Source organism: Streptomyces sp. NRRL F-6676 (assembly GCF_000725625.1).
GTDB lineage: Bacteria > Actinomycetota > Actinomycetes > Streptomycetales > Streptomycetaceae > Streptomyces.
This window is the reverse complement of record NZ_JOHS01000032.1, coordinates 47,281-64,991: the sequence shown is the minus strand read 5'-3', so window position 1 is coordinate 64,991 and position 17,711 is coordinate 47,281. Positions and strand designations below refer to the sequence as shown.

Sequence of the window (17,711 nt, the reverse complement as noted above, 5' to 3'; positions counted from 1 at the left end):
ACGCAGGAATCCCCACCCTTCGGGGAGGGGGGCAGTCAGAGCAGTGAGGGAACCCCCGTTGCCGAGACCGACCGCGCCGCCCGCTCCAACGCGCTGGCGAGCAGCGCCAGATCCGTCGGCCCGTTGCCCAACTCCCGTACCGTGCGGCGGACCGGCGGATCGCCCATGCGCTCCCACTCCACCAGCGCCACCGTGGGCCGCACGGTCGCCGTCCGCGGGATGCGCCCCGTGACGCGACCGCCCTGGAACTCCGTCGCCCGCAGGTCCCGGTCCGCCGCCCCGGCCGTCGTACCCTCCGCGCCGCGCGCGTACGTCAACCGCCCCCGTCCCGGAGCGGGTTCGTCCGCACCCGGGGCGGGCGTGCGCAGCCGCACCCGCAGCCCGGCGGCCCAGCCCGGCTCGGAGCGGGACGTACGGCCGCCCTCCACCCCCGTCGCCGCGACCAGGTGCACCCCGAGCCGCGCCCCGTCCCGCGCCACCGCCTCCAGCGCCCGTACGACCGAACCGGCCGACGGGCGGCCGGGGGCGCCGAGGGCGGGCGAGAGCAGCGCGTCCAGGTCGTCCACGACGACCACCAGGCGGGCCAGCGGCGGCCCCGGCTCCGGCGCCCGGCGCGCCGCGGGCGGCCGCAGCCGCAGCGTCGCGCTCGGCGGCGACTCCAGGTCGGCGGCGCCGACCCCGGATCCGGCCACCCCGGAGGCCGTACCGGACTGCGTCCCGGCCGGGGACGCCCCGTCGGCCGCACCCGGCCGCCGTGTCCCCGCCGTCCCGCCCGCCGCGGCCCGCTGCGGCACCATCCGCTGCGACACCGCCCGCTGCGTGTGCCACTCGGCGAAGTCCAGCCGGCCGAGCAGTTCGGCGCGCCGCTTCAGCTCCGCGCTCAGCGACTGCGCGAACTCCCGCATGCGCACGGGGTCGTTGGCGGCGAGGTGGGTGGTGACATGGGGGAGGTCCGTGCACAACCGCAGACCCTCGTCCGCGCCGGAGGCGCGCGGCCCGCAGTCGCGGCCGTCCATCAGCACCATGCCGAGCCGGTCCGGGCGTTCGGCCGCCGCGAGGGACGCGGCGACGGCCCGCAGAAGCTCCGTGCGGCCGCTCCCCGGCGGGCCCTCGACCAGCAGGTGCGGACCGTCGGCGGCGAGGTCCACGACGACCGGACCGCGCGGTCCGGCCCCGAGCACCGCCCAGGCGCGGCCGCCCAGCGACTCGGTGTCGTCGGCCGCGGCCGCCCAACGGGCCATCAGCGAGGCCGGGGTGGCGCGGGCCAGCCCCAACTCGTCGAGCAGACGGGCCGTCCGGGGCAGCGGCGCGGAGACCCGCGGGTGCGGGAGGGCCCCGCCGACGGGGGTGTCCGTCCGCAGCGGGGCGAGCGCGCGGGCGAACCGCTCGGCCCACGCGAGGGACACCGCGTCCACGGCGGCAACGGTGCCCTCGCTCACCGGACCGCGGCGTATCCGCCCGGCGGAGCCGGCCGCGCCGGGCTCGGCGAGACCGTGCCCGGCGACCGCCGCGTCCCGCGGCGCCCGGCCCGTGCGGTCGTGGTGCGTGGCCTGGGGGTCGTACGGGGCGCCGGGGGCGCCGTACTCGGCGCGGGGCTGCGGGATGCCGCGGGGGTCGGCCGCGCGGCCCTCGCCGCTACGACCGGGCCGGGGCGCCCGCGCGCGGGCGGTCGCGCCGCCGCCCGCCGCGCCCCGCCCGTCGGCGGGGACACCGCCGTACGGATCCGGTTCACCGGCGAAGCCGTGCCGACCGGGCACGGCCCGGCCGTCGGCGTCGTATGTGTGCGATGCGATCCGGCCACCCGCGTCGCGCACACCAGACGCGTCCCGGCCGCCCTTGCCCGGGCCGCCCCGGCTGCCCGCGCCCGGCCCGCCCCGGTCGTCGGAGCCGGGTGCGGTCCGGCCGCCCGTGCCCTGCCCGTCCGGCGCGGCCGGGCCGTCGGCGAAGCCGTGCCGGCCCTGCGCGGCTCGGCCGCCTCCGTCCCGTGCGCCCGGTGCGGTCCGGCCGCCGGCGCCGTCTGTGCCCGGTGCCGTCCGGCCGTCTGTGCCCGGTGCGGTCCGGCCGCTCGTGTCGTGCGTGCCCGGCACTGCTCGGTCGCCGGCGCCGTACGCGTCCGGTGCGGCCCGGCCGCGTCGCCGGTCCGTGCCGGCCCGGTCGGGTACGGGCGCCGCACCGAGACCCGGGTCGGCCCCGGGGCGGGGGAAGCCGGAGTCGTCGCCCGGCTCCGCGTGCTGCGCCACCCGCAGGACGTGCACCGCCGTGGCCACGTCCCCGCTGAGCAGGGCCGCCGCCCCGCACTCGCGGAACGTCGGCGACCCGGCGCAGGCCGCCTCGTACGTCTCCGCGACCGGCGAGGCGGGGGAGGCCGCCGCCGTCTCGGCCAGACAGATCACATGGATGCCGGCCCGCGGCCCCTCCCGCACCAGCCGCAGCACCGCCTCGCGCACATCCGCGCCGCCGGGGTCGCCGTCCACCACCAGCACGGTGCGGGGACCGGCGTACGGCTCGGCCGGCGCGTCGTCCCCGTCCCGCGCCCAGGAGGGGCGCCGCACGGTGTCGTCCTCGTCCCTGGGGCCGCCCTGGTGGGGCACCCGGGGCGCCGCGCCGGACGCCGGGTCGCCGAGCCGGTCGTCCAGGCGGCGCAGCAGCTCCGCCGTACGGGCCGTCGCCTGCTCGCGGTCGTAGGCGAGCAGGAGCCGGCAGTCCTGGCCGTGCGCCGGGACGAGGTGCGGCAGCCAGCCGAGCCAGGACCACTCGGCGGTGCGCTCCTCGACCGGGCGCGCGCGGTCCGCGCTGATCAGGACGAGTTCGAGGGTGTCGGGGGAGTGCAGCGCCGCCAGCTGTGCCAGGACGGCACGGGCGAGCCCGCCGAGGCGGGCGCGGGGACCGGCGAGGCCGAGCGAGCCGACCTCGCGCAGCCCGGTGGTGACCGGCACGGCGAGCACCGGGCCGGAGCCGTCGGGCGCGGCGGGCAGGTCGGCGGTGCCGAGCCGCACGGTGAGCGCCTCCGGGTGCAGCGGCCCGCGCTCCCACAGCCGGGGTCCCGGCCGCAGCGCCGTCAGCAGCAGCGCGGCGGGATCCGGCCACTTCTCGGGCTCCTGCGGACGGTACGGCAGCGTCGGGGCGACGCCCTCGGCGTGCCCGGTGGCCCCGCCGCCCGCCGCCGCTTCCTCCCGGCCCCCGGCCAGCCGCCGGGCCCACGCGGCGAGCCCCCCGCGCCGCCGGGTTCCGGCCGCCGACTCGCCGCGCCACTCCTCCGGTACGTCGGTCCCTCGCACCGGTGTCCCCTTGCGCCCCCGGCCGGCACCGCGCCCACCGGCACGACCGCCGGAATCGCCGACCGCCGAGCCGCCACCCTGCCGGTCGCTGCCGCGACCGCCGCGACCGCCGGGGTGGCCGGTTCCGCTGTCGCCGTGCGGGTGGGGGGCGTTCTGGTCCCTGCCCACGCCATGGCCGTGGCCGCCGGGCCCGCTTCCCGCGTCGGCGAGGTCTCGAGGGCCCGGGGTGCCGGCGGTCCCGGCACCGCCGGGCTGATCGCCGTCCCGGCCGGTCCGGCGCCGGACCGGGGCCCCGCCTCCGCCGTCACCGGCGTCGGCAGGCGTCCTGTCGTGGCCGCCGGAACGGGCCCGGCCGCCGTCACGGCCGTCGATGCCATGGCCGTCGACGCCATGGCCGTACGGCTCGGCAGGGCCGCTGGAGCCGCCGAAGCCGCCGCGGCCCTGGTCGCCGACCGTGGCACCGCTGTGCGCACCGACCCCGCCGTGACCGCCCCCGGGGCCGTCGTCGCCACGGCCGGAACCGCCCGTGCCGTAGCCGTAGCCGTGGCCGTCGGACCGGCCCGCGCCGGTGCTGTCGCCCGCCGTCGCCTGCGCCGGTCCGCGGGGCTCGCCGCGCCCCGTGGGGCCGTCCCCACCATGTCCGTACGGCGCACCCGGCGTGCCCTCGTGCGAGCCCGGCCGTCCCGCTCCGTACGCTCCCGGCGTCGCCTGTCCGTCCGCCGCCGGGCCGTGCTCCGGGCGGCCGGTGGTCGCACCGGCCGCGGCGCCCGCCTGCGCACCCGGCACCGACGCCGCGCCCGCCGCCCCCGCGCCCCGTACGCGCGCGTGCCCTTCGCCGTCCGGTGTCGTCGGGACCGCACGCACCCCGCCCGGCGGGGTCAGCCGCAGTGTCGACTCGCCGAGGCGCAGCAGCGCACCGGGGGCCAGCCGGACCGGGCGGTCCGTGACGCGGACGCCGTCCAGCGTCGTGCCGTTGGTGGAGCCCAGGTCGGCGACCGTGACCCGGCCGTCGGGCGCGACCGTGACCGCGCAGTGCAGACGGGAGACGTCCGGATCGTCGAGCGGGACGTCGGCGTCGGCCGAGCGGCCCACCCGGATCTGGCCGCCGTGCAGCAGATGCACCCCGCCCGCGTCCGGCCCCGCCACCACGTGCAGCTCCGCCGGGACGTCGTCGTCCGACGCCTCCGGGCCCGGCTCCGCCGGGGCGCCCAGTGTCAGCACGGCGCCGTCGGTCAGCGGCGGCTCGCCCAGCGTGCGGCGCTGCGGGTCGAGCCGCTCCGCGCCCGCGTACAGCACCGCCGGGCCCTCGCCGCCGCCCACCGCCGAGACGAGGCCCGCGACCACCGCCGCCAGCGCCGTCCCGGCAGGGGCGGTGACCAGGACGTCGCGGCTCGCGGCACGCGTTCCCGGCTCCGCGGGCGGGCCCAGCGGGTCAACGACGGTCAGCCGGATCTGCATCGCCGTCAGCGGTCCCTTCTGCGCAAGCACCCGCGGGCGGGGACGAAGGCGCCGCCCGCGGTCCCCCGACCGCGGACCTTCCCCCGGGGCTCCCCCCACCGCTCACGAGCACATCGGCCAGTAACTGGAGGCATCCTCGCACCTGCCACTGACAACGCGCCCGCCCCCCGAGGGCAAGTGATCTTGATTGGTCGGCTCTGCCCGCAAAAGTGCCCGCCCAATGACCTGCCCCGATCCACGAATGACCACTCGAAGCCGGCTTGCGATCGATCCGGGGTCACCCCGGGACCGCCCCGGGACCGACCGACGACCGACCGGAGACCGACCGGCGACCGACCGGCGACCGACCGGGCAACCAACCGCCCCGAACCGAGCGTCCTCCCCCTGAAACCACGAAACCGCCGGAACCGTCGAACACGTAGGGCCCCCGGCCCGTACCTCCGCGGGAGCGCGACGGAGCACTCCGGGGGGCTCCGGCGCCCCCGGGCAGCCGGAGGGCTTGACAACCCGGTGTCCCCCGGCACCGCACTACAGTGGGTCGGAACACCCGGAGCCCGGAGCCGGGGTCCCGAACCGGGGCCCGAAGCCCGGAACAGCACGGTGCGCGAGGTGGACAACGGTGTGTGGACAGCGGTGTACGGACCAGACACCCCGATCAGCAGGGAGCCCATGACGTGCGGCCGGTAGGCAGCAAGTACCTGCTCGAGGAGCCGCTCGGACGCGGCGCCACGGGCACGGTGTGGCGTGCGAGCCAGCGCGAGACCGCGGGCTCCGAGGCGGCCGTCGCCGGCCGGCCGGGCGAGACCGTCGCGATCAAGGTCCTCAAGGAGGAGCTCGCGAGCGACCCGGACATCGTGATGCGCTTCCTGCGGGAGCGCTCCGTCCTGCTCCGGCTCACCCACCCGAACATCGTCCGGGTGCGGGACCTGGTCGTCGAGGGCGATCTGCTCGCCCTCGTCATGGACCTCGTCGACGGCCCCGACCTGCACCGCTACCTGCGGGAGAACGGTCCCCTCACCCCCGTCGCCGCCGCCCTGCTGACCGCCCAGGTCGCGGACGCGCTCGCCGCCAGCCACGCCGACGGCGTGGTCCACCGCGACCTCAAGCCTGCCAACGTCCTGCTGAAGCAGACCGGCGGCGAGATGCACCCGATGCTCACCGACTTCGGCATCGCCCGCCTCGCCGACTCCCCGGGCCTGACCCGCACCCAGGAGTTCGTCGGCACGCCCGCGTACATCGCGCCGGAGTCCGCCGAGGGCCGCCCGCAGACCTCCGCCGTGGACATCTACGGCGCCGGGATCATGCTCTACGAGCTGGTCACCGGCCGTCCCCCGTTCGGCGGTGGCAGCGCCCTGGAGGTGCTGCACCAGCATCTGAGCGCCGAGCCGCGCCGCCCCTCCACCGTGCCGGACCCGCTGTGGACGGTGATCGAGCGCTGCCTGCGCAAGAACCCGGACCAGCGCCCCAGCGCCGAGAACCTGGCGCACGCCCTGCGGGTCGTCGCCGACGGCGTCGGCGTGCACGCGAACTCCGCGGCGATCGCCGCCGCCGAGGGCGTCGGCGCCCTCCTCGGCCCCGACCTCGCCCCGGCCCCCGTACCGGGCACGCCCGGCGCCGCCGACCCCACCCAGGTCCTCCCGCACACCGCGGGCGCCCACGGCCCGGACCTCCACCGCGACCCCACCCTGCCGAACGGCTACGACCCCAACGGCGCCACCAGCGTCCTCCCGCACACCTCCGGCGCCGGGGCCGCGGACCCCACCGCCGTCCTGCCGCAGACCGGGGCCGCCGACCCGACCGCCGTCCTGCCCCCGGTGCCGCCGGGCGCGCCCGGGCAGCAGGGCGACGTGGGCGGACCCGAGCAGCCGCACCCCTGGCAGACCCAGCTCCGCGCGGCCCGGGACCGCAACGACCAGACCCAGGTCCAGTACCTCGACCCGAACGAGGACCCGCTGCGCCGCCGCCCGCAGCGCCAGGTCGCCCGCCCCCAGCAGCAGCCGCGCCGGCAGCCGCCCCCGCAGGAGGGCTACGGCTACCCGCAGCAGCAGCAACCGCAGCAGCCGCCCGGACAGCAGCGGTACGCCCCCCAGCGGGCGCCCCAGCGCCGCCGCGAGACCCCGCAGCCGCAGCAGTACGCCCCCGCGCCCCAGCACCAGCCCCAGCGCTACGCCCCGGAACCGCAGCGGCCCGCGCCCCCTCCCGAGCGCGAGCCGAGGGCACCGCGGCAGCGCAGCGCCAACCCGATGAAGGTCCCGGGTCTCGGCTGCCTCAAGGGGTGCCTGTTCACGCTCGTCATCCTGGTCGTCGCGAGCTGGCTGGTCTGGGAACTGAGTCCGCTGCGGGACTGGATCGGCACGGGCAGGGGGTACTGGGACGAGGTCAGCCACTGGTTCTCGCGGGCCGGGGACCTGTTGGGGAAACTGGGCAACTAGACCGCGACCCCCGAAGCGCTGTTGGCCTCCGAGCCGGGCCTCCGAGCCGGGCTTTCGAGCCGGGCGTCCGAGCCGGGCTTCCGGGCCGGGCCTCCGGAGGTCCGGAATGTCTTCCTCCGGGATTCCGACCTTGGGGATTTGTCGACACCCACCGGGTGATTTCCGTCGCCCGGGTGAAGGCCGGCTCCCGCGACGCGTAGTTTTGGCGACAACACGCGGACCGTTGGAGCGAGCGGAGCAGCCTTGGCACGGAAGATCGGCAGTCGGTACACCGCGCACCAGGTCCTGGGACGGGGCAGCGCCGGCACGGTGTGGCTGGGCGAGGGCCCCGAGGGGCCCGTGGCCGTCAAACTGCTGCGCGAGGACCTCGCGTCCGACCAGGAACTGGTGGGCCGGTTCGTCCAGGAGCGCACGGCGCTGCTCGGCCTGGACCACCCCCACATCGTCTCGGTGCGCGACCTCGTGGTCGACGGCAACGACCTGGCCCTCGTCATGGACCTCGTACGCGGCACGGACCTGCGCACCCGTCTCGACCGGGAGCACCGGCTGGCGCCCGAGGCGGCGGTGGCGATCACCGCCGACGTCGCCGACGCGCTGGCCGCGGCGCACGCCGCCGGGGTCGTGCACCGCGACGTCAAGCCGGAGAACATCCTCCTCGACATGCAGGGCCCCCTCGGACCCGGCGGCGCGCATCCCGCGCTGCTGACCGACTTCGGTGTGGCCAAACTCATCGACACCCCGCGCCGGACCCGCGCCACGAAGATCATCGGCACGCCGGACTACCTCGCCCCCGAGATCGTCGAGGGGCTGCCGCCCCGCGCGGCCGTCGACATCTACGCGCTGGCCACGGTCCTGTACGAGCTGCTCGCCGGGTTCACGCCGTTCGGCGGCGGGCATCCGGGCGCCGTGCTGCGGCGGCACGTCACGGAGACGGTGGCGCCGCTGCCCGGCATCCCCGACGAGCTGTGGCAGCTCCTGGTGCAGTGCCTGGCCAAGGCGCCGGCCTCCCGGCTGCGCGCCTCCGAGCTGGCGGCGCGGTTGCGGGAGCAGTTGCCGTCGCTGGAGGGGATGGGGCCGCTGGACGTCGACGAGCCGGGGGTGGGGCCGGAGGAGGACGACGAGGCCGGGGCCGCCACGCCGGGCGAGTCCGCAGGCGGGGAGCCGGGGGAGGCGCCGTCGGGTGAGCGGCGGGTGCGGCGGGGAGCCGTGCCGCTGGTACCCGGCGCGAAGCCGGACTCCAACCGGGACACGCACACGTCGATGCGGGTGCCGGGGCCGGAGGAGCTGGCGGGGGGTGCGCGGGGGACGGCACGGGTGCCGCGGGCGGCCGGGGCGCCGCGGCCGGGTTCGGCGCGGAACCGTGCGGTTGCGCGGCGGCGGCGGTTGACGCTGGGGGCGGTCGCGCTGGTGCTGGTCGCCGCGGCGGGCTTCGGGGCGTGGGCGGCCCTGTCGGACGACGACTCCGACGTCCACCCCCAGGACTCCAACAACTCGGCACCGGCGGTTCCGTAGTTTTCTCCGCCCCCGCCGCCCCTACCCTTCCCGTCCCCGGGGGCTGCGCCCCGGACCCCCAAAAGATTGCGCAGTTCCCCGCGCCCCTAAAAGCAGGGGGTGCCCCCTGGCTTTTAGGGGCGCGGGGAACTGCGCGACAGGCCACGACGCACCCGCAGCCGCCACCCGACCGAACCCCCCGAGCTCTCCCGCGCCTCACCGGGGGCTTCGGGGGCCGACCCCGCCCCTGCCCTCCCCGTCCGGCGGAGCCGTTACGCTGGGGAGCGTGGCAGTCGTCGATGTATCCGAAGAGCTCAAGTCCCTCTCCTCGACCATGGAGTCGATCGAGGCCGTCCTGGACCTCGACAAGTTGAGGGCAGACATCGCCGTGCTCGAGGAGCAGGCGGCCGCGCCGTCCCTCTGGGACAACCCGGACGAGGCGCAGAAGATCACCAGCAAGCTGTCCCACCTCCAGGCCGAGGTCCGCAAGGCCGAGGCCCTGCGCGGCCGGATCGACGACCTCGGCGTCCTCTTCCAGATGGCCGAGGAGGAGGACGACCCGGACACCCGCGCCGAGGCAGAGTCCGAGCTCACGGCAGTGAAGAAGGCGCTGGACGAGATGGAGGTCCGCACCCTCCTCTCCGGCGAGTACGACTCCCGCGAGGCCCTCGTCAACATCCGCGCCGAGGCCGGCGGCGTCGACGCCGCCGACTTCGCCGAGAAGCTCCAGCGCATGTACCTGCGCTGGGCCGAGCAGCGCGGCTACAAGACCGAGGTCTACGAGACGTCGTACGCGGAGGAGGCCGGCATCAAGTCGACCACCTTCGCCGTCCAGGCCCCGTACGCCTACGGCACCCTCTCCGTCGAGCAGGGCACCCACCGCCTCGTGCGCATCTCGCCCTACGACAACCAGGGCCGGCGCCAGACCAGCTTCGCGGGCGTGGAGATCCTCCCTGTCGTCGAGCAGACCGACCACGTCGAGATCGACGAGTCCGAGCTGCGCGTCGACGTCTACCGGTCCTCCGGCCCCGGCGGCCAGGGCGTCAACACGACCGACTCCGCGGTGCGCCTGACCCACCTCCCCACCGGGATCGTCGTCTCCTGCCAGAACGAGCGGTCGCAGATCCAGAACAAGGCGACCGCGATGAACGTCCTCCAGGCCAAGCTGCTCGAGCGGCGCCGCCAGGAGGAGCAGGCCAAGATGGACGCGCTCAAGGGCGACGGCGGCAACTCCTGGGGCAACCAGATGCGCTCGTACGTCCTGCACCCGTACCAGATGGTCAAGGACCTGCGCACCGAGTTCGAGGTCGGCAACCCCGAGTCCGTCTTCAATGGCGAGATCGACGGCTTCTTGGAGGCCGGAATTCGCTGGCGCAAGCAGCAGGAGAAGTAACGGGACGGGTTTCCGTCGCGGCCCGGCCGCCCCGGAAACGCCGTTTTGTCGACAAGGCAACTGCCGCCCCTGTGGCGACAGTTGCTTTTTGTCTGTGATCTCTTCGCGTGCTCTCCTGGCGAAAGCGGAGGTATGGGACATCGCGTGCGCAACGGCCTTGACGTTGCTTAAAAAAATCGGAAAGGTGTCGGGTGGCATGCGCATTATCGGGGCGCATGTGAACCGGGGGAGTTCCACATTCATGACCTGCCCCCGTCGATCACGGCCCCGTGGCGCTGTTCCACTGACGATCGGCTACTGGGGGTAGCAGTCATATGACGAAGAAGACACGGGTCCGCGTGGCGCGCATCGCCGCGGGTGCCGTGATTGCCGCGGGTGCGTCGCTGACGGCCGCGGGTGCGGCCTCCGCGCTCGAACTCACCGCGAGCGCGGACAGCAGCGGGATCAAGGCCCAGGTGAAGACGGGCGGTGAGGACGAGGGCACTTCCCTCGGCCTGACCGAGGGCACGAGCGCCGGCACGGAGGGCACCTCGACCGGTACTTCCACCGGCACTTCGGAGGGTTCCTCCGAGGGGACGTCCGAGGGCACCTCCGTCGGTACCTCTGAGGGCACCTCCGAGGGAACCTCGACCGGTACGTCCGAGGGCACCTCGACCGGCACTTCGGAGGGCACGTCCACCGGCACCTCGGAGGGCACGTCCACCGGTACGTCCGAGGGCACCTCGACCGGCACGTCCGAGGGCACGTCCACGGGCTCCTCCGAGGGCACCTCGACCGGCTCCTCCGAGGGCAATGGCAACGGCGGCAACGGCAACGGTGGCAACGGCAACGCCGGCGGTAACGGCAACGGCGGTAACGGCAACGGCGGTGGCTCCGGCAACGCCGGTGGCTCCGGCAACGCCGGTGGCTCCGGCAACGCCGGTGGCTCCGGCAACGGCGGTACCGAGGTCGACGGCGGCGGCAACAACCCCGTCGAGCAGAGCAAGGGTTCCTCCGCTCTGACCGACACCGGCACGGAGGCGTCGGACACCACTGCCCAGGGCGGCGACGACGGCGAGCTGGCCGAGACCGGTGCCGGTCAGACCGCGTTCCTGCTGATCGGCGCGGCCACGATGATCGCCGGCGGCATCGGCTTCCGGTTCCTGCCCCGCCTGGTCAACGGCCGGGGCGGCGCCGCGGCCTGACCGCCGTAGCCACGACAGGCACAGCGCGACCGCACGCAGATAGGCCCGGAGCAGCCGGCTCCGGGCCTTTCGCGTACCCCTGGGACAGGGAAAAAACCGTGGGACTACACCGTCTGGTGCGCCACCAGCGCCAGCGCCCCGATCAGCACGACGAGCAGGGCGATCAGCGTCATCGGGTTCAGATGGGCGAACGGGCTCTGCTGCTGGAGCCGCTCCCTGCTGGCCCGGCAGACGGGGCAGCGACCCTCGCTCACGGGCGCAGCGCAGTTCGCGCACACCAATCGGTCGTACGTCATGCGCCTCGGCCTCCTCGCACCGCCTTCACCCCGTACAACGTGCCGGACGCCCATTACGTTCCCGTCCCCGTTCCGTCCCCGCTCCGGTCCGGCGTCCGTCACCACTTCCCACTGTGCCAGGTTCCGCGGCGCCGCGCGGCGCCGCGGGGAAGCCGAGCGCCCCGCGGCTCCGCGGGCCCCGACAAAACGCACAACATTCGCGCATGCCCACCGACGACTGCACGCACACATCCGGTTCGCGTATGGTCACGCTCACCAACCCCGGCGACTTGTGGTGCATCCCGTGATCCGATTCGACAACGTCTCCAAGGTCTACCCCAAGCAGACCCGCCCCGCGCTCAGGGATGTCTCCCTGGAGGTGGAGAAGGGCGAGTTCGTGTTCCTCGTGGGATCGTCCGGCTCCGGAAAGTCCACGTTCCTGCGCCTCATCCTGCGCGAGGAGCGGTGCAGCCACGGCCAGGTGCACGTCCTGGGCAAGGACCTCGCCCGCGTCTCCAACTGGAAGGTGCCGGGGATCCGGCGCCAGTTGGGAACGGTGTTCCAGGACTTCCGGCTGCTGCCCAACAAGACCGTCGCCGAGAACGTCGCCTTCGCGCAGGAGGTGATCGGCAAGTCGAAGGGCGAGATCCGCAAGTCCGTGCCGCAGGTGCTCGACCTCGTCGGGCTCGGCGGCAAGGAGGACCGCAGACCGGGCGAGCTGTCCGGTGGTGAGCAGCAGCGCGTCGCCATCGCACGCGCCTTCGTCAACCGGCCCAAGCTGCTGATCTGCGACGAGCCCACGGGCAACCTCGACCCGCAGACCTCCGTCGGCATCATGAAGCTGCTCGACCGCATCAACCGGACGGGCACCACCGTGCTGATGGCGACCCACGACCAGAACATCGTGGACCAGATGCGCAAGCGCGTCATCGAGCTGGAGAAGGGCCGCCTCGTCCGTGACCAGGTGCGCGGCGTCTACGGCTACCAGCACTGACGACGAGGAACGAAAGGCTTAACCAGACGCCATGCGCGCCCAGTTCGTGCTCTCGGAGATCGGCGTCGGTCTCCGCCGCAACCTGACGATGACCTTCGCGGTCATCGTCTCGGTCGCCCTGTCCCTGGCCCTGTTCGGCGCGTCCCTCGTGCTGAGCGACCAGGTGTCCCAGATGAAGGGCTACTGGTACGACAAGGTCAACGTCTCGATCTTCCTCTGCAACAAGAGCGACGCCGACTCCGACCCCAACTGCGCCAAGGGCGCGGTGACATCGGAGCAGAAGGAACAGATCAAGACCGACCTGAACAAGATGTCGGTGGTCGAGAAGGTCACCTACGAGTCGCAGGACGAGGCGTACAAGCACTACAAGGAGCAGTTCAAGGACTCCCCGCTGATCAGCTCCCTCACCCCGGACCAGATGCAGGAGTCGTACCGCATCAAGCTGAAGGACCCGCAGAAGTACCAGGTGATCGCGACCGCCTTCGACGGGCGGGACGGCGTGCAGTCGGTGCAGGACCAGAAGGACACCCTGGACAACCTGTTCCAGCTGCTGAACCTGATGAACCGGGCGGCGCTCGGCGTGATGACGCTCATGCTGGTCGTCGCGCTGCTGCTGATCGTCAACACCGTGCGCGTCTCGGCGTTCAGCCGCCGCCGCGAGACCGGCATCATGCGGCTCGTGGGCGCCTCCGGCTTCTACATCCAGGCCCCGTTCATCATGGAGGCGGCCGTCGCCGGTCTCATCGGCGGTGGCGTGGCGTGTGTCTTCCTGGTCCTCGGCCGCTACTTCACCGTCGACCACGGCATGGCCCTGTCCGGCAAGCTGACGCTCATCAACTTCGTCGGCTGGGACTCGGTGCTGACGAAGCTTCCGCTCATCCTCGCGGCGAGCATCCTGATGCCGTCCCTGGCCGCGTTCTTCGCGTTGCGCAAGTATCTGAAGGTGTGACACACGCCAATGGGGCGGGCGGGTCAACCGCCCGCCCTGTCACATCGTGTCCCCTAGACTCACCGCCATGTCCGGCCGAGATCCGCTCTTCCCACCGTCCCGCCGCCGCACCGGCCGCGGGGCAGCGCTGACGCTGGTCTTCGCGAGCGTGGTGGTGGCCGGCGCAGTGACCGGCTCGTTCAACGAGAGCGCGGTCGCGAGCCGGGCCGCCGCCCGCCAGACATCCGTGGACGACTCCACCGGCTCGGCCGCCGCGACCCGGCAGCGGGAGGTCGCCCGGGCCGCCGCCCGCGCGATGGCCGACGGCACGTCCCCCATGGAGGCCGCCGAGCGGGCCGTCAGCCGCAGCGGCGACCGCTGGGGCGCCGTCTACTCGCAGGACGAGTACGAGGAGTTCCAGGAGGCCCTGGACGGCGAGTACACCGGCGTCGGGCTCTCCGCCGGGCGCGCGAGCGACGGCCGGATCGAGGTGACCCGGGTCCGCCCCGGCTCACCCGCGGCCGCCGCCGGGATCCGCGCCGGGGACCGGCTGCGCAGCGTCGACGGCGAGAAGGCCGACGACCGCCCCGTCACCGAGGTCGTCGCCCTGCTGCGCGGGGACGCCGAGGACGGCGACGGAGCGGACGCCGGCGCCGGCACCCGCGTCTCCGTCGGCCTCCAGCGCGGCACGCGCGCGTGGACGACGACGCTGCGCCGGGCCCGGCTGTCCACCGAGGACGTCACCTCCCGCCGGATCGCCGGCCGGACCACTCTCGTCCGGGTGACCGCCTTCACCAAGGGCTCCGGCGACCTGGTCCGCGCCGCCGTCGAGGGGGCGCCCAAGGGTGACGGGATCGTCCTGGACCTGCGCGGCAACTCCGGCGGCCTGGTCACCGAGGCCGTCTCCGCCGCCTCCGCGTTCCTCGACGGCGGCCTCGTCGCCACGTACGACGTCGAGGGCGAGCAGCGGGCGCTGCACGCCGCGCGCGGCGGCGACACCGGCAGACCCGTGGTCGTGCTCGTCGACGGCGGCACGATGAGCGCGGCCGAACTCCTCACCGGCGCCCTCCAGGACCGCGGCCGCGCGATCGTCGTCGGCACCCGCACCTTCGGCAAGGGCTCGGTGCAGATGCCGAGCCGGCTGCCCGACGGCTCCGTCGCCGAGCTGACCGTCGGCCACTACCGCACCCCGTCCGGCCGCGGTGTCGACGGCCACGGCATCACCCCGGACCTGGAGACGGACGGGGACGCCGCCCTGACCCGCGCGGAGCACGTCCTGTCCGGCCTGGGCAGCTCATGACCCGGCGTGAGCCGACCCCTTGGGGAACTCGGTAAACGACTTTCCCCCCACCCCCTCCGAGGTGCGAAAATGGCCAGCACTATGGCCAAGGGAATGTACGTACCGAAAGAGGCCCAGCCGAAGCAGGGCAAGGCGACCGCGAAGGCGCGGGACGGCGAGAAGGGCGGCAAGCGGCGGATCGTCGCGCAGAACAAGAAGGCACGCCACGACTACGCGATCATCGACGTCTTTGAGGCCGGCCTCGTGCTGAGCGGCACGGAGGTGAAGTCGCTGCGCCAGGGACGGGCCTCGCTGACCGACGGCTTCGTACAGATCGACGGGGACGAGGCGTGGCTGCACAACGCGCACATCCCCGAGTACAGCCAGGGGACGTGGACCAACCACTCCGTGCGCCGCAAGCGCAAGCTGCTGCTGCACCGCGAGGAGATCGACCGGCTGGAGGCGAAGTCCCAGGAGACGGGACACACGATCGTCCCGCTGGCCCTCTACTTCAAGGACGGCCGGGCGAAGGCGGAGATCGCGCTGGCGCGCGGCAAGAAGGAGTACGACAAGCGGCAGACCCTGCGCGAGCGCCAGGACCGCCGCGAGTCCGACCGCGCGATCGCGGCGGCGAAGCGGCGCGAGCGGGCACCGCAGGGCTGAGCGGCGACCCGTGTGCCCCTGGGGCACCCGGAATAAGCTGGCACTGGACCGCGTTGGTCACGTACGATGGGATCGCACCGCACAGCCGGTGCACGCGATTGAAAAATCAACATGGGGATGATCGGTTTCGACAGCGGCTGTCGAAGCAGGGGAAGCGTGTCGAGGAAGCGGCCATGATCTCGTAAACCACAGGCCGAAAAAAATAATCGCCAATACCAAGCGCGATTCCTCCCAGCAGGCCTTCGCCCTCGCTGCCTGATCTCAGGTAGCGATCGCGAGCCTCCTACACAGGGAGTGTCAGCCCGGGGCTGTTCCCGACCCGGATCCTGGCATCAGCTAGGGGACTAAACCTTGATCCCGGTCACGGGGTGAAGAGGGAAATCTAACAGTGACTGGGCCCGTCGGAGACTTGTTCGCGTGATCTCCGGGGCCGAGAAAATCGCAGCGAACTGCACACGGAGAAGCCCTGATTCCGCACCGTTGGACGCGGGTTCGATTCCCGCCATCTCCACCACCGAAGCCCGGGGGCACACCCCCGGCTCCCGGTACCCCATGTGGGCAAAGGCCCCGCCGCGTGAAGCGACGGGGCCTTCGCCATGCCTCCGCACGTCACGGCCGCGCCGGCCCCTTGTCCGCACGATGCGCCCGCTCGGCCTCCGTCTCGACCGCGCGCAGTTCGTTCATCGCGGCGCGGAACTCCGGGTCGGTCCGGTCGGCTGGCTGAGCGGGTTGCCGCGCGACTCAAACGTCAAGAGAAGCTCGACAGCAAGCCACTGGCGCTGTTCAGCTTCGTAGTTCATGGGGCTGCGCTACGTGCGGTCGTCGGCGACGAAGGGTTGATGCGGAGGCAGCTTGACCACCTTTTGGCTGTGAGCCGGCGGCGCGATGTCTCGCTTCAGGTACTGCTGTTCAAAGGGGCGCCGGCGGCAGCGCTCAGCGGACCCGTCGTGCTTGTGGAGACGGCTGACCACGAGCGGTATGCCTTCGCCGATGGACAGGAGACGGGAGCGCTGTACGGCAGCGGAGACAAACTCAGTACGCTCACGCAGCGGCATGGCATGATCCGCACGCAGGCGCTTGGCGTTGAGGAGTCTGCTCGGTTCATCGAGAAGTTGGCGGAGGAGCTATGAGCGCCGAACTGGCTCGGTTCAAGTCGAGTTACGGCGATTCGTCGGACAGCGCCTGCCTCGAAGTCGCCTACCCTTGGCGCGAGTCGAGTGGACGTGGATGGTGTGGGGGCAGGCGGTGGCCTCAAGGCATGCCCCTTGGGAGTCGCTGTTCGCGACTCCAAACTCGGGGCCCACAGCCCCCGCTTCGGCGTGCCGGCGGGTGCCTGGACCGCGTTCCTCAAGCACCTCTGACACGCGGACAGGGCCTTCGCCTCTTCTCGGAAGATAAGGGAAGGCCCTGCCCGGCCCGGCGAAGATGTCGGGGTGCGGATCCGGTGGCTACTCACATGATCGCGTCGACTGGAGCCAGGAACACGGAGGCGCCGAGCGGCAGGGCCATACCCTGAAGCAACCGAAGCAGGCGAAGCAGGCACCGCCGGAGCGTCGCAGCCGTTGCGGCAACCGGGTGCCGTCCACCCAGAAAACGATCGGGAGTTGGCCAGTGATCAGCCTGGCAGCAGCGGGGGGAGTGGCCCTGGTGGAACTGGGCATGGCTCTGACTCCGGGACCGAACATGATCCACCTCGCCTCTCGCGCGATCACCCAAGGCCGCAGGGCGGGCTTGGTCAGCCTCAGCGGGACCGCCGTGGGGTTCCTGTGCTACCTGCTGGCCGCTGCCGCGGGACTGTCCGCGTTGTTCGCGGCCGTGCCGCTGGCGTACACGGTGGTCAAGCTCGCCGGGGCCGCCTACCTGGCCTACTTGGCCTGGGGCATGCTCAGGCCCGGTGGCCGCTCGCCCTTCGCCCCGGCCCGGGACCTGCCTCCCGTGTCTGACGCCCGCCTGTTCTCGATGGGGCTTCTGACCAACCTGCTCAACCCCAAGATCGCTCTCCTGTACGCCGCTCTCCTGCCCCAGTTCATGGATTCGCAGGCGGGCCCGGGCTGGGCGCAGCTGCTCCAGCTCGGTGCGGTGCAGATCGTCGTGGGGGTCTCCGTGAATGCCGCGGTCATGCTGGCCGCAGTACGGATATCCGGGTTCCTGGCCGCTCGGCCACGTGTGATGGCGGCCCAGCGGTTCGCGTCGGGCGGCCTGCTCGGCGTCTTCGCACTGCGTACCGCCCTGTCCCGTACGCCTGCCTCGGCCTGAGCCATGCCGCCCGCGCGCCGGTAACCCCACTGGATCACCGAATCCGCCTCGCCGCGCGCCCACGGGTTCCTCAACCGCGT

General features: G+C 73.6%; 13 protein-coding genes and 1 other RNA gene. 12 read left to right on the top strand and 2 right to left on the bottom strand.

What is annotated here, in order from left to right:
* Window positions 1-35: 35 nt before the first annotated feature.
* Window positions 36-4,736 carry an FHA domain-containing protein gene (locus tag IO29_RS37875; protein WP_030380515.1) on the bottom strand — a complete coding sequence of 1,567 codons (4,701 nt, stop codon included), beginning with the start codon at window positions 4,734-4,736 and terminating at the stop codon, window positions 36-38.
* Window positions 4,737-5,410: 674 nt separating this feature from the next.
* Here IO29_RS37875 and IO29_RS20320 point away from each other — a divergent pair.
* The 4 genes from IO29_RS20320 (at window position 5,411) to IO29_RS20305 (ending at window position 11,236) form a co-directional block, all read left to right on the top strand.
* Window positions 5,411-7,168, top strand: coding sequence for a serine/threonine-protein kinase (locus tag IO29_RS20320; RefSeq protein WP_030380514.1), 1,758 nt, complete (start codon window positions 5,411-5,413; stop codon window positions 7,166-7,168).
* 243 nt (window positions 7,169-7,411) lie between these two features.
* Window positions 7,412-8,680: a serine/threonine-protein kinase gene (locus IO29_RS20315; RefSeq protein WP_030380513.1), complete on the top strand. Its 1,269-nt coding sequence runs from the start codon at window positions 7,412-7,414 to the stop codon at window positions 8,678-8,680.
* Window positions 8,681-8,945: 265 nt separating this feature from the next.
* Window positions 8,946-10,052 (top strand): peptide chain release factor 2, encoded by a 1,107-nt coding sequence (gene prfB / locus IO29_RS20310; RefSeq protein ID WP_030380512.1) that lies wholly within the window; start codon window positions 8,946-8,948, stop codon window positions 10,050-10,052.
* 314 nt (window positions 10,053-10,366) lie between these two features.
* Complete coding sequence (locus tag IO29_RS20305; protein ID WP_030380511.1) at window positions 10,367-11,236, top strand: hypothetical protein; 870 nt, start codon at window positions 10,367-10,369, stop codon at window positions 11,234-11,236.
* Window positions 11,237-11,340: 104 nt separating this feature from the next.
* Here IO29_RS20305 and IO29_RS20300 read toward each other — a convergent pair whose 3' ends face one another.
* Entirely contained in the window at window positions 11,341-11,532 is a 192-nt protein-coding gene (locus IO29_RS20300) for a hypothetical protein (protein WP_030380510.1), read from the bottom strand.
* A gap of 283 nt (window positions 11,533-11,815) precedes the next feature.
* Between IO29_RS20300 and ftsE the strand changes: the two genes are divergently transcribed.
* The 8 genes from ftsE (at window position 11,816) to IO29_RS20270 (ending at window position 17,631) form a co-directional block, all read left to right on the top strand.
* Window positions 11,816-12,505 carry a cell division ATP-binding protein FtsE gene (gene ftsE / locus IO29_RS20295; RefSeq protein WP_030380509.1) on the top strand — a complete coding sequence of 230 codons (690 nt, stop codon included), beginning with the start codon at window positions 11,816-11,818 and terminating at the stop codon, window positions 12,503-12,505.
* A 31-nt stretch (window positions 12,506-12,536) separates the two neighbouring features.
* On the top strand, window positions 12,537-13,454 hold the full coding sequence (gene ftsX / locus IO29_RS20290; RefSeq protein WP_030380508.1) for a permease-like cell division protein FtsX: 918 nt from the start codon (window positions 12,537-12,539) through the stop codon (window positions 13,452-13,454).
* A 67-nt stretch (window positions 13,455-13,521) separates the two neighbouring features.
* Window positions 13,522-14,733 carry a S41 family peptidase gene (locus tag IO29_RS20285; protein ID WP_030380507.1) on the top strand — a complete coding sequence of 404 codons (1,212 nt, stop codon included), beginning with the start codon at window positions 13,522-13,524 and terminating at the stop codon, window positions 14,731-14,733.
* Between the two features lie 93 nt (window positions 14,734-14,826).
* Window positions 14,827-15,375, top strand: a complete 549-nt coding sequence (gene smpB / locus IO29_RS20280) for an SsrA-binding protein SmpB (RefSeq protein WP_030380506.1) — start codon at window positions 14,827-14,829, stop codon at window positions 15,373-15,375.
* A gap of 113 nt (window positions 15,376-15,488) precedes the next feature.
* Window positions 15,489-15,889: a transfer-messenger RNA gene (gene ssrA, locus IO29_RS36015) on the top strand.
* A gap of 82 nt (window positions 15,890-15,971) precedes the next feature.
* Window positions 15,972-16,505, top strand: coding sequence for a Scr1 family TA system antitoxin-like transcriptional regulator (locus IO29_RS39555; protein ID WP_234307551.1), 534 nt, complete (start codon window positions 15,972-15,974; stop codon window positions 16,503-16,505).
* Between the two features lie 87 nt (window positions 16,506-16,592).
* Entirely contained in the window at window positions 16,593-16,736 is a 144-nt protein-coding gene (locus IO29_RS39550) for a DUF397 domain-containing protein (RefSeq protein WP_324608168.1), read from the top strand.
* Window positions 16,737-16,986: 250 nt separating this feature from the next.
* Complete coding sequence (locus IO29_RS20270; protein ID WP_030380504.1) at window positions 16,987-17,631, top strand: LysE family translocator; 645 nt, start codon at window positions 16,987-16,989, stop codon at window positions 17,629-17,631.
* The last annotated feature ends 80 nt before the right edge of the window (window positions 17,632-17,711 follow it).

Bases quoted from the DNA above. Each gene is read 5' to 3' on its own strand.
- IO29_RS37875 (WP_030380515.1), bottom strand. From the start codon at position 4,736: ATGCAGATCCGGCTGACCGTCGTTGACCCGCTGGGCCCGCCCGCGGAG.
- IO29_RS20305 (WP_030380511.1), top strand. From the start codon at position 10,367: ATGACGAAGAAGACACGGGTCCGCGTGGCGCGCATCGCCGCGGGTGCC.
- IO29_RS20300 (WP_030380510.1), bottom strand. From the start codon at position 11,532: ATGACGTACGACCGATTGGTGTGCGCGAACTGCGCTGCGCCCGTGAGC.
- ftsX (WP_030380508.1), top strand. From the start codon at position 12,537: ATGCGCGCCCAGTTCGTGCTCTCGGAGATCGGCGTCGGTCTCCGCCGC.
- IO29_RS20285 (WP_030380507.1), top strand. From the start codon at position 13,522: ATGTCCGGCCGAGATCCGCTCTTCCCACCGTCCCGCCGCCGCACCGGC.
- smpB (WP_030380506.1), top strand. From the start codon at position 14,827: ATGTACGTACCGAAAGAGGCCCAGCCGAAGCAGGGCAAGGCGACCGCG.
- IO29_RS39555 (WP_234307551.1), top strand. From the start codon at position 15,972: ATGCCTCCGCACGTCACGGCCGCGCCGGCCCCTTGTCCGCACGATGCG.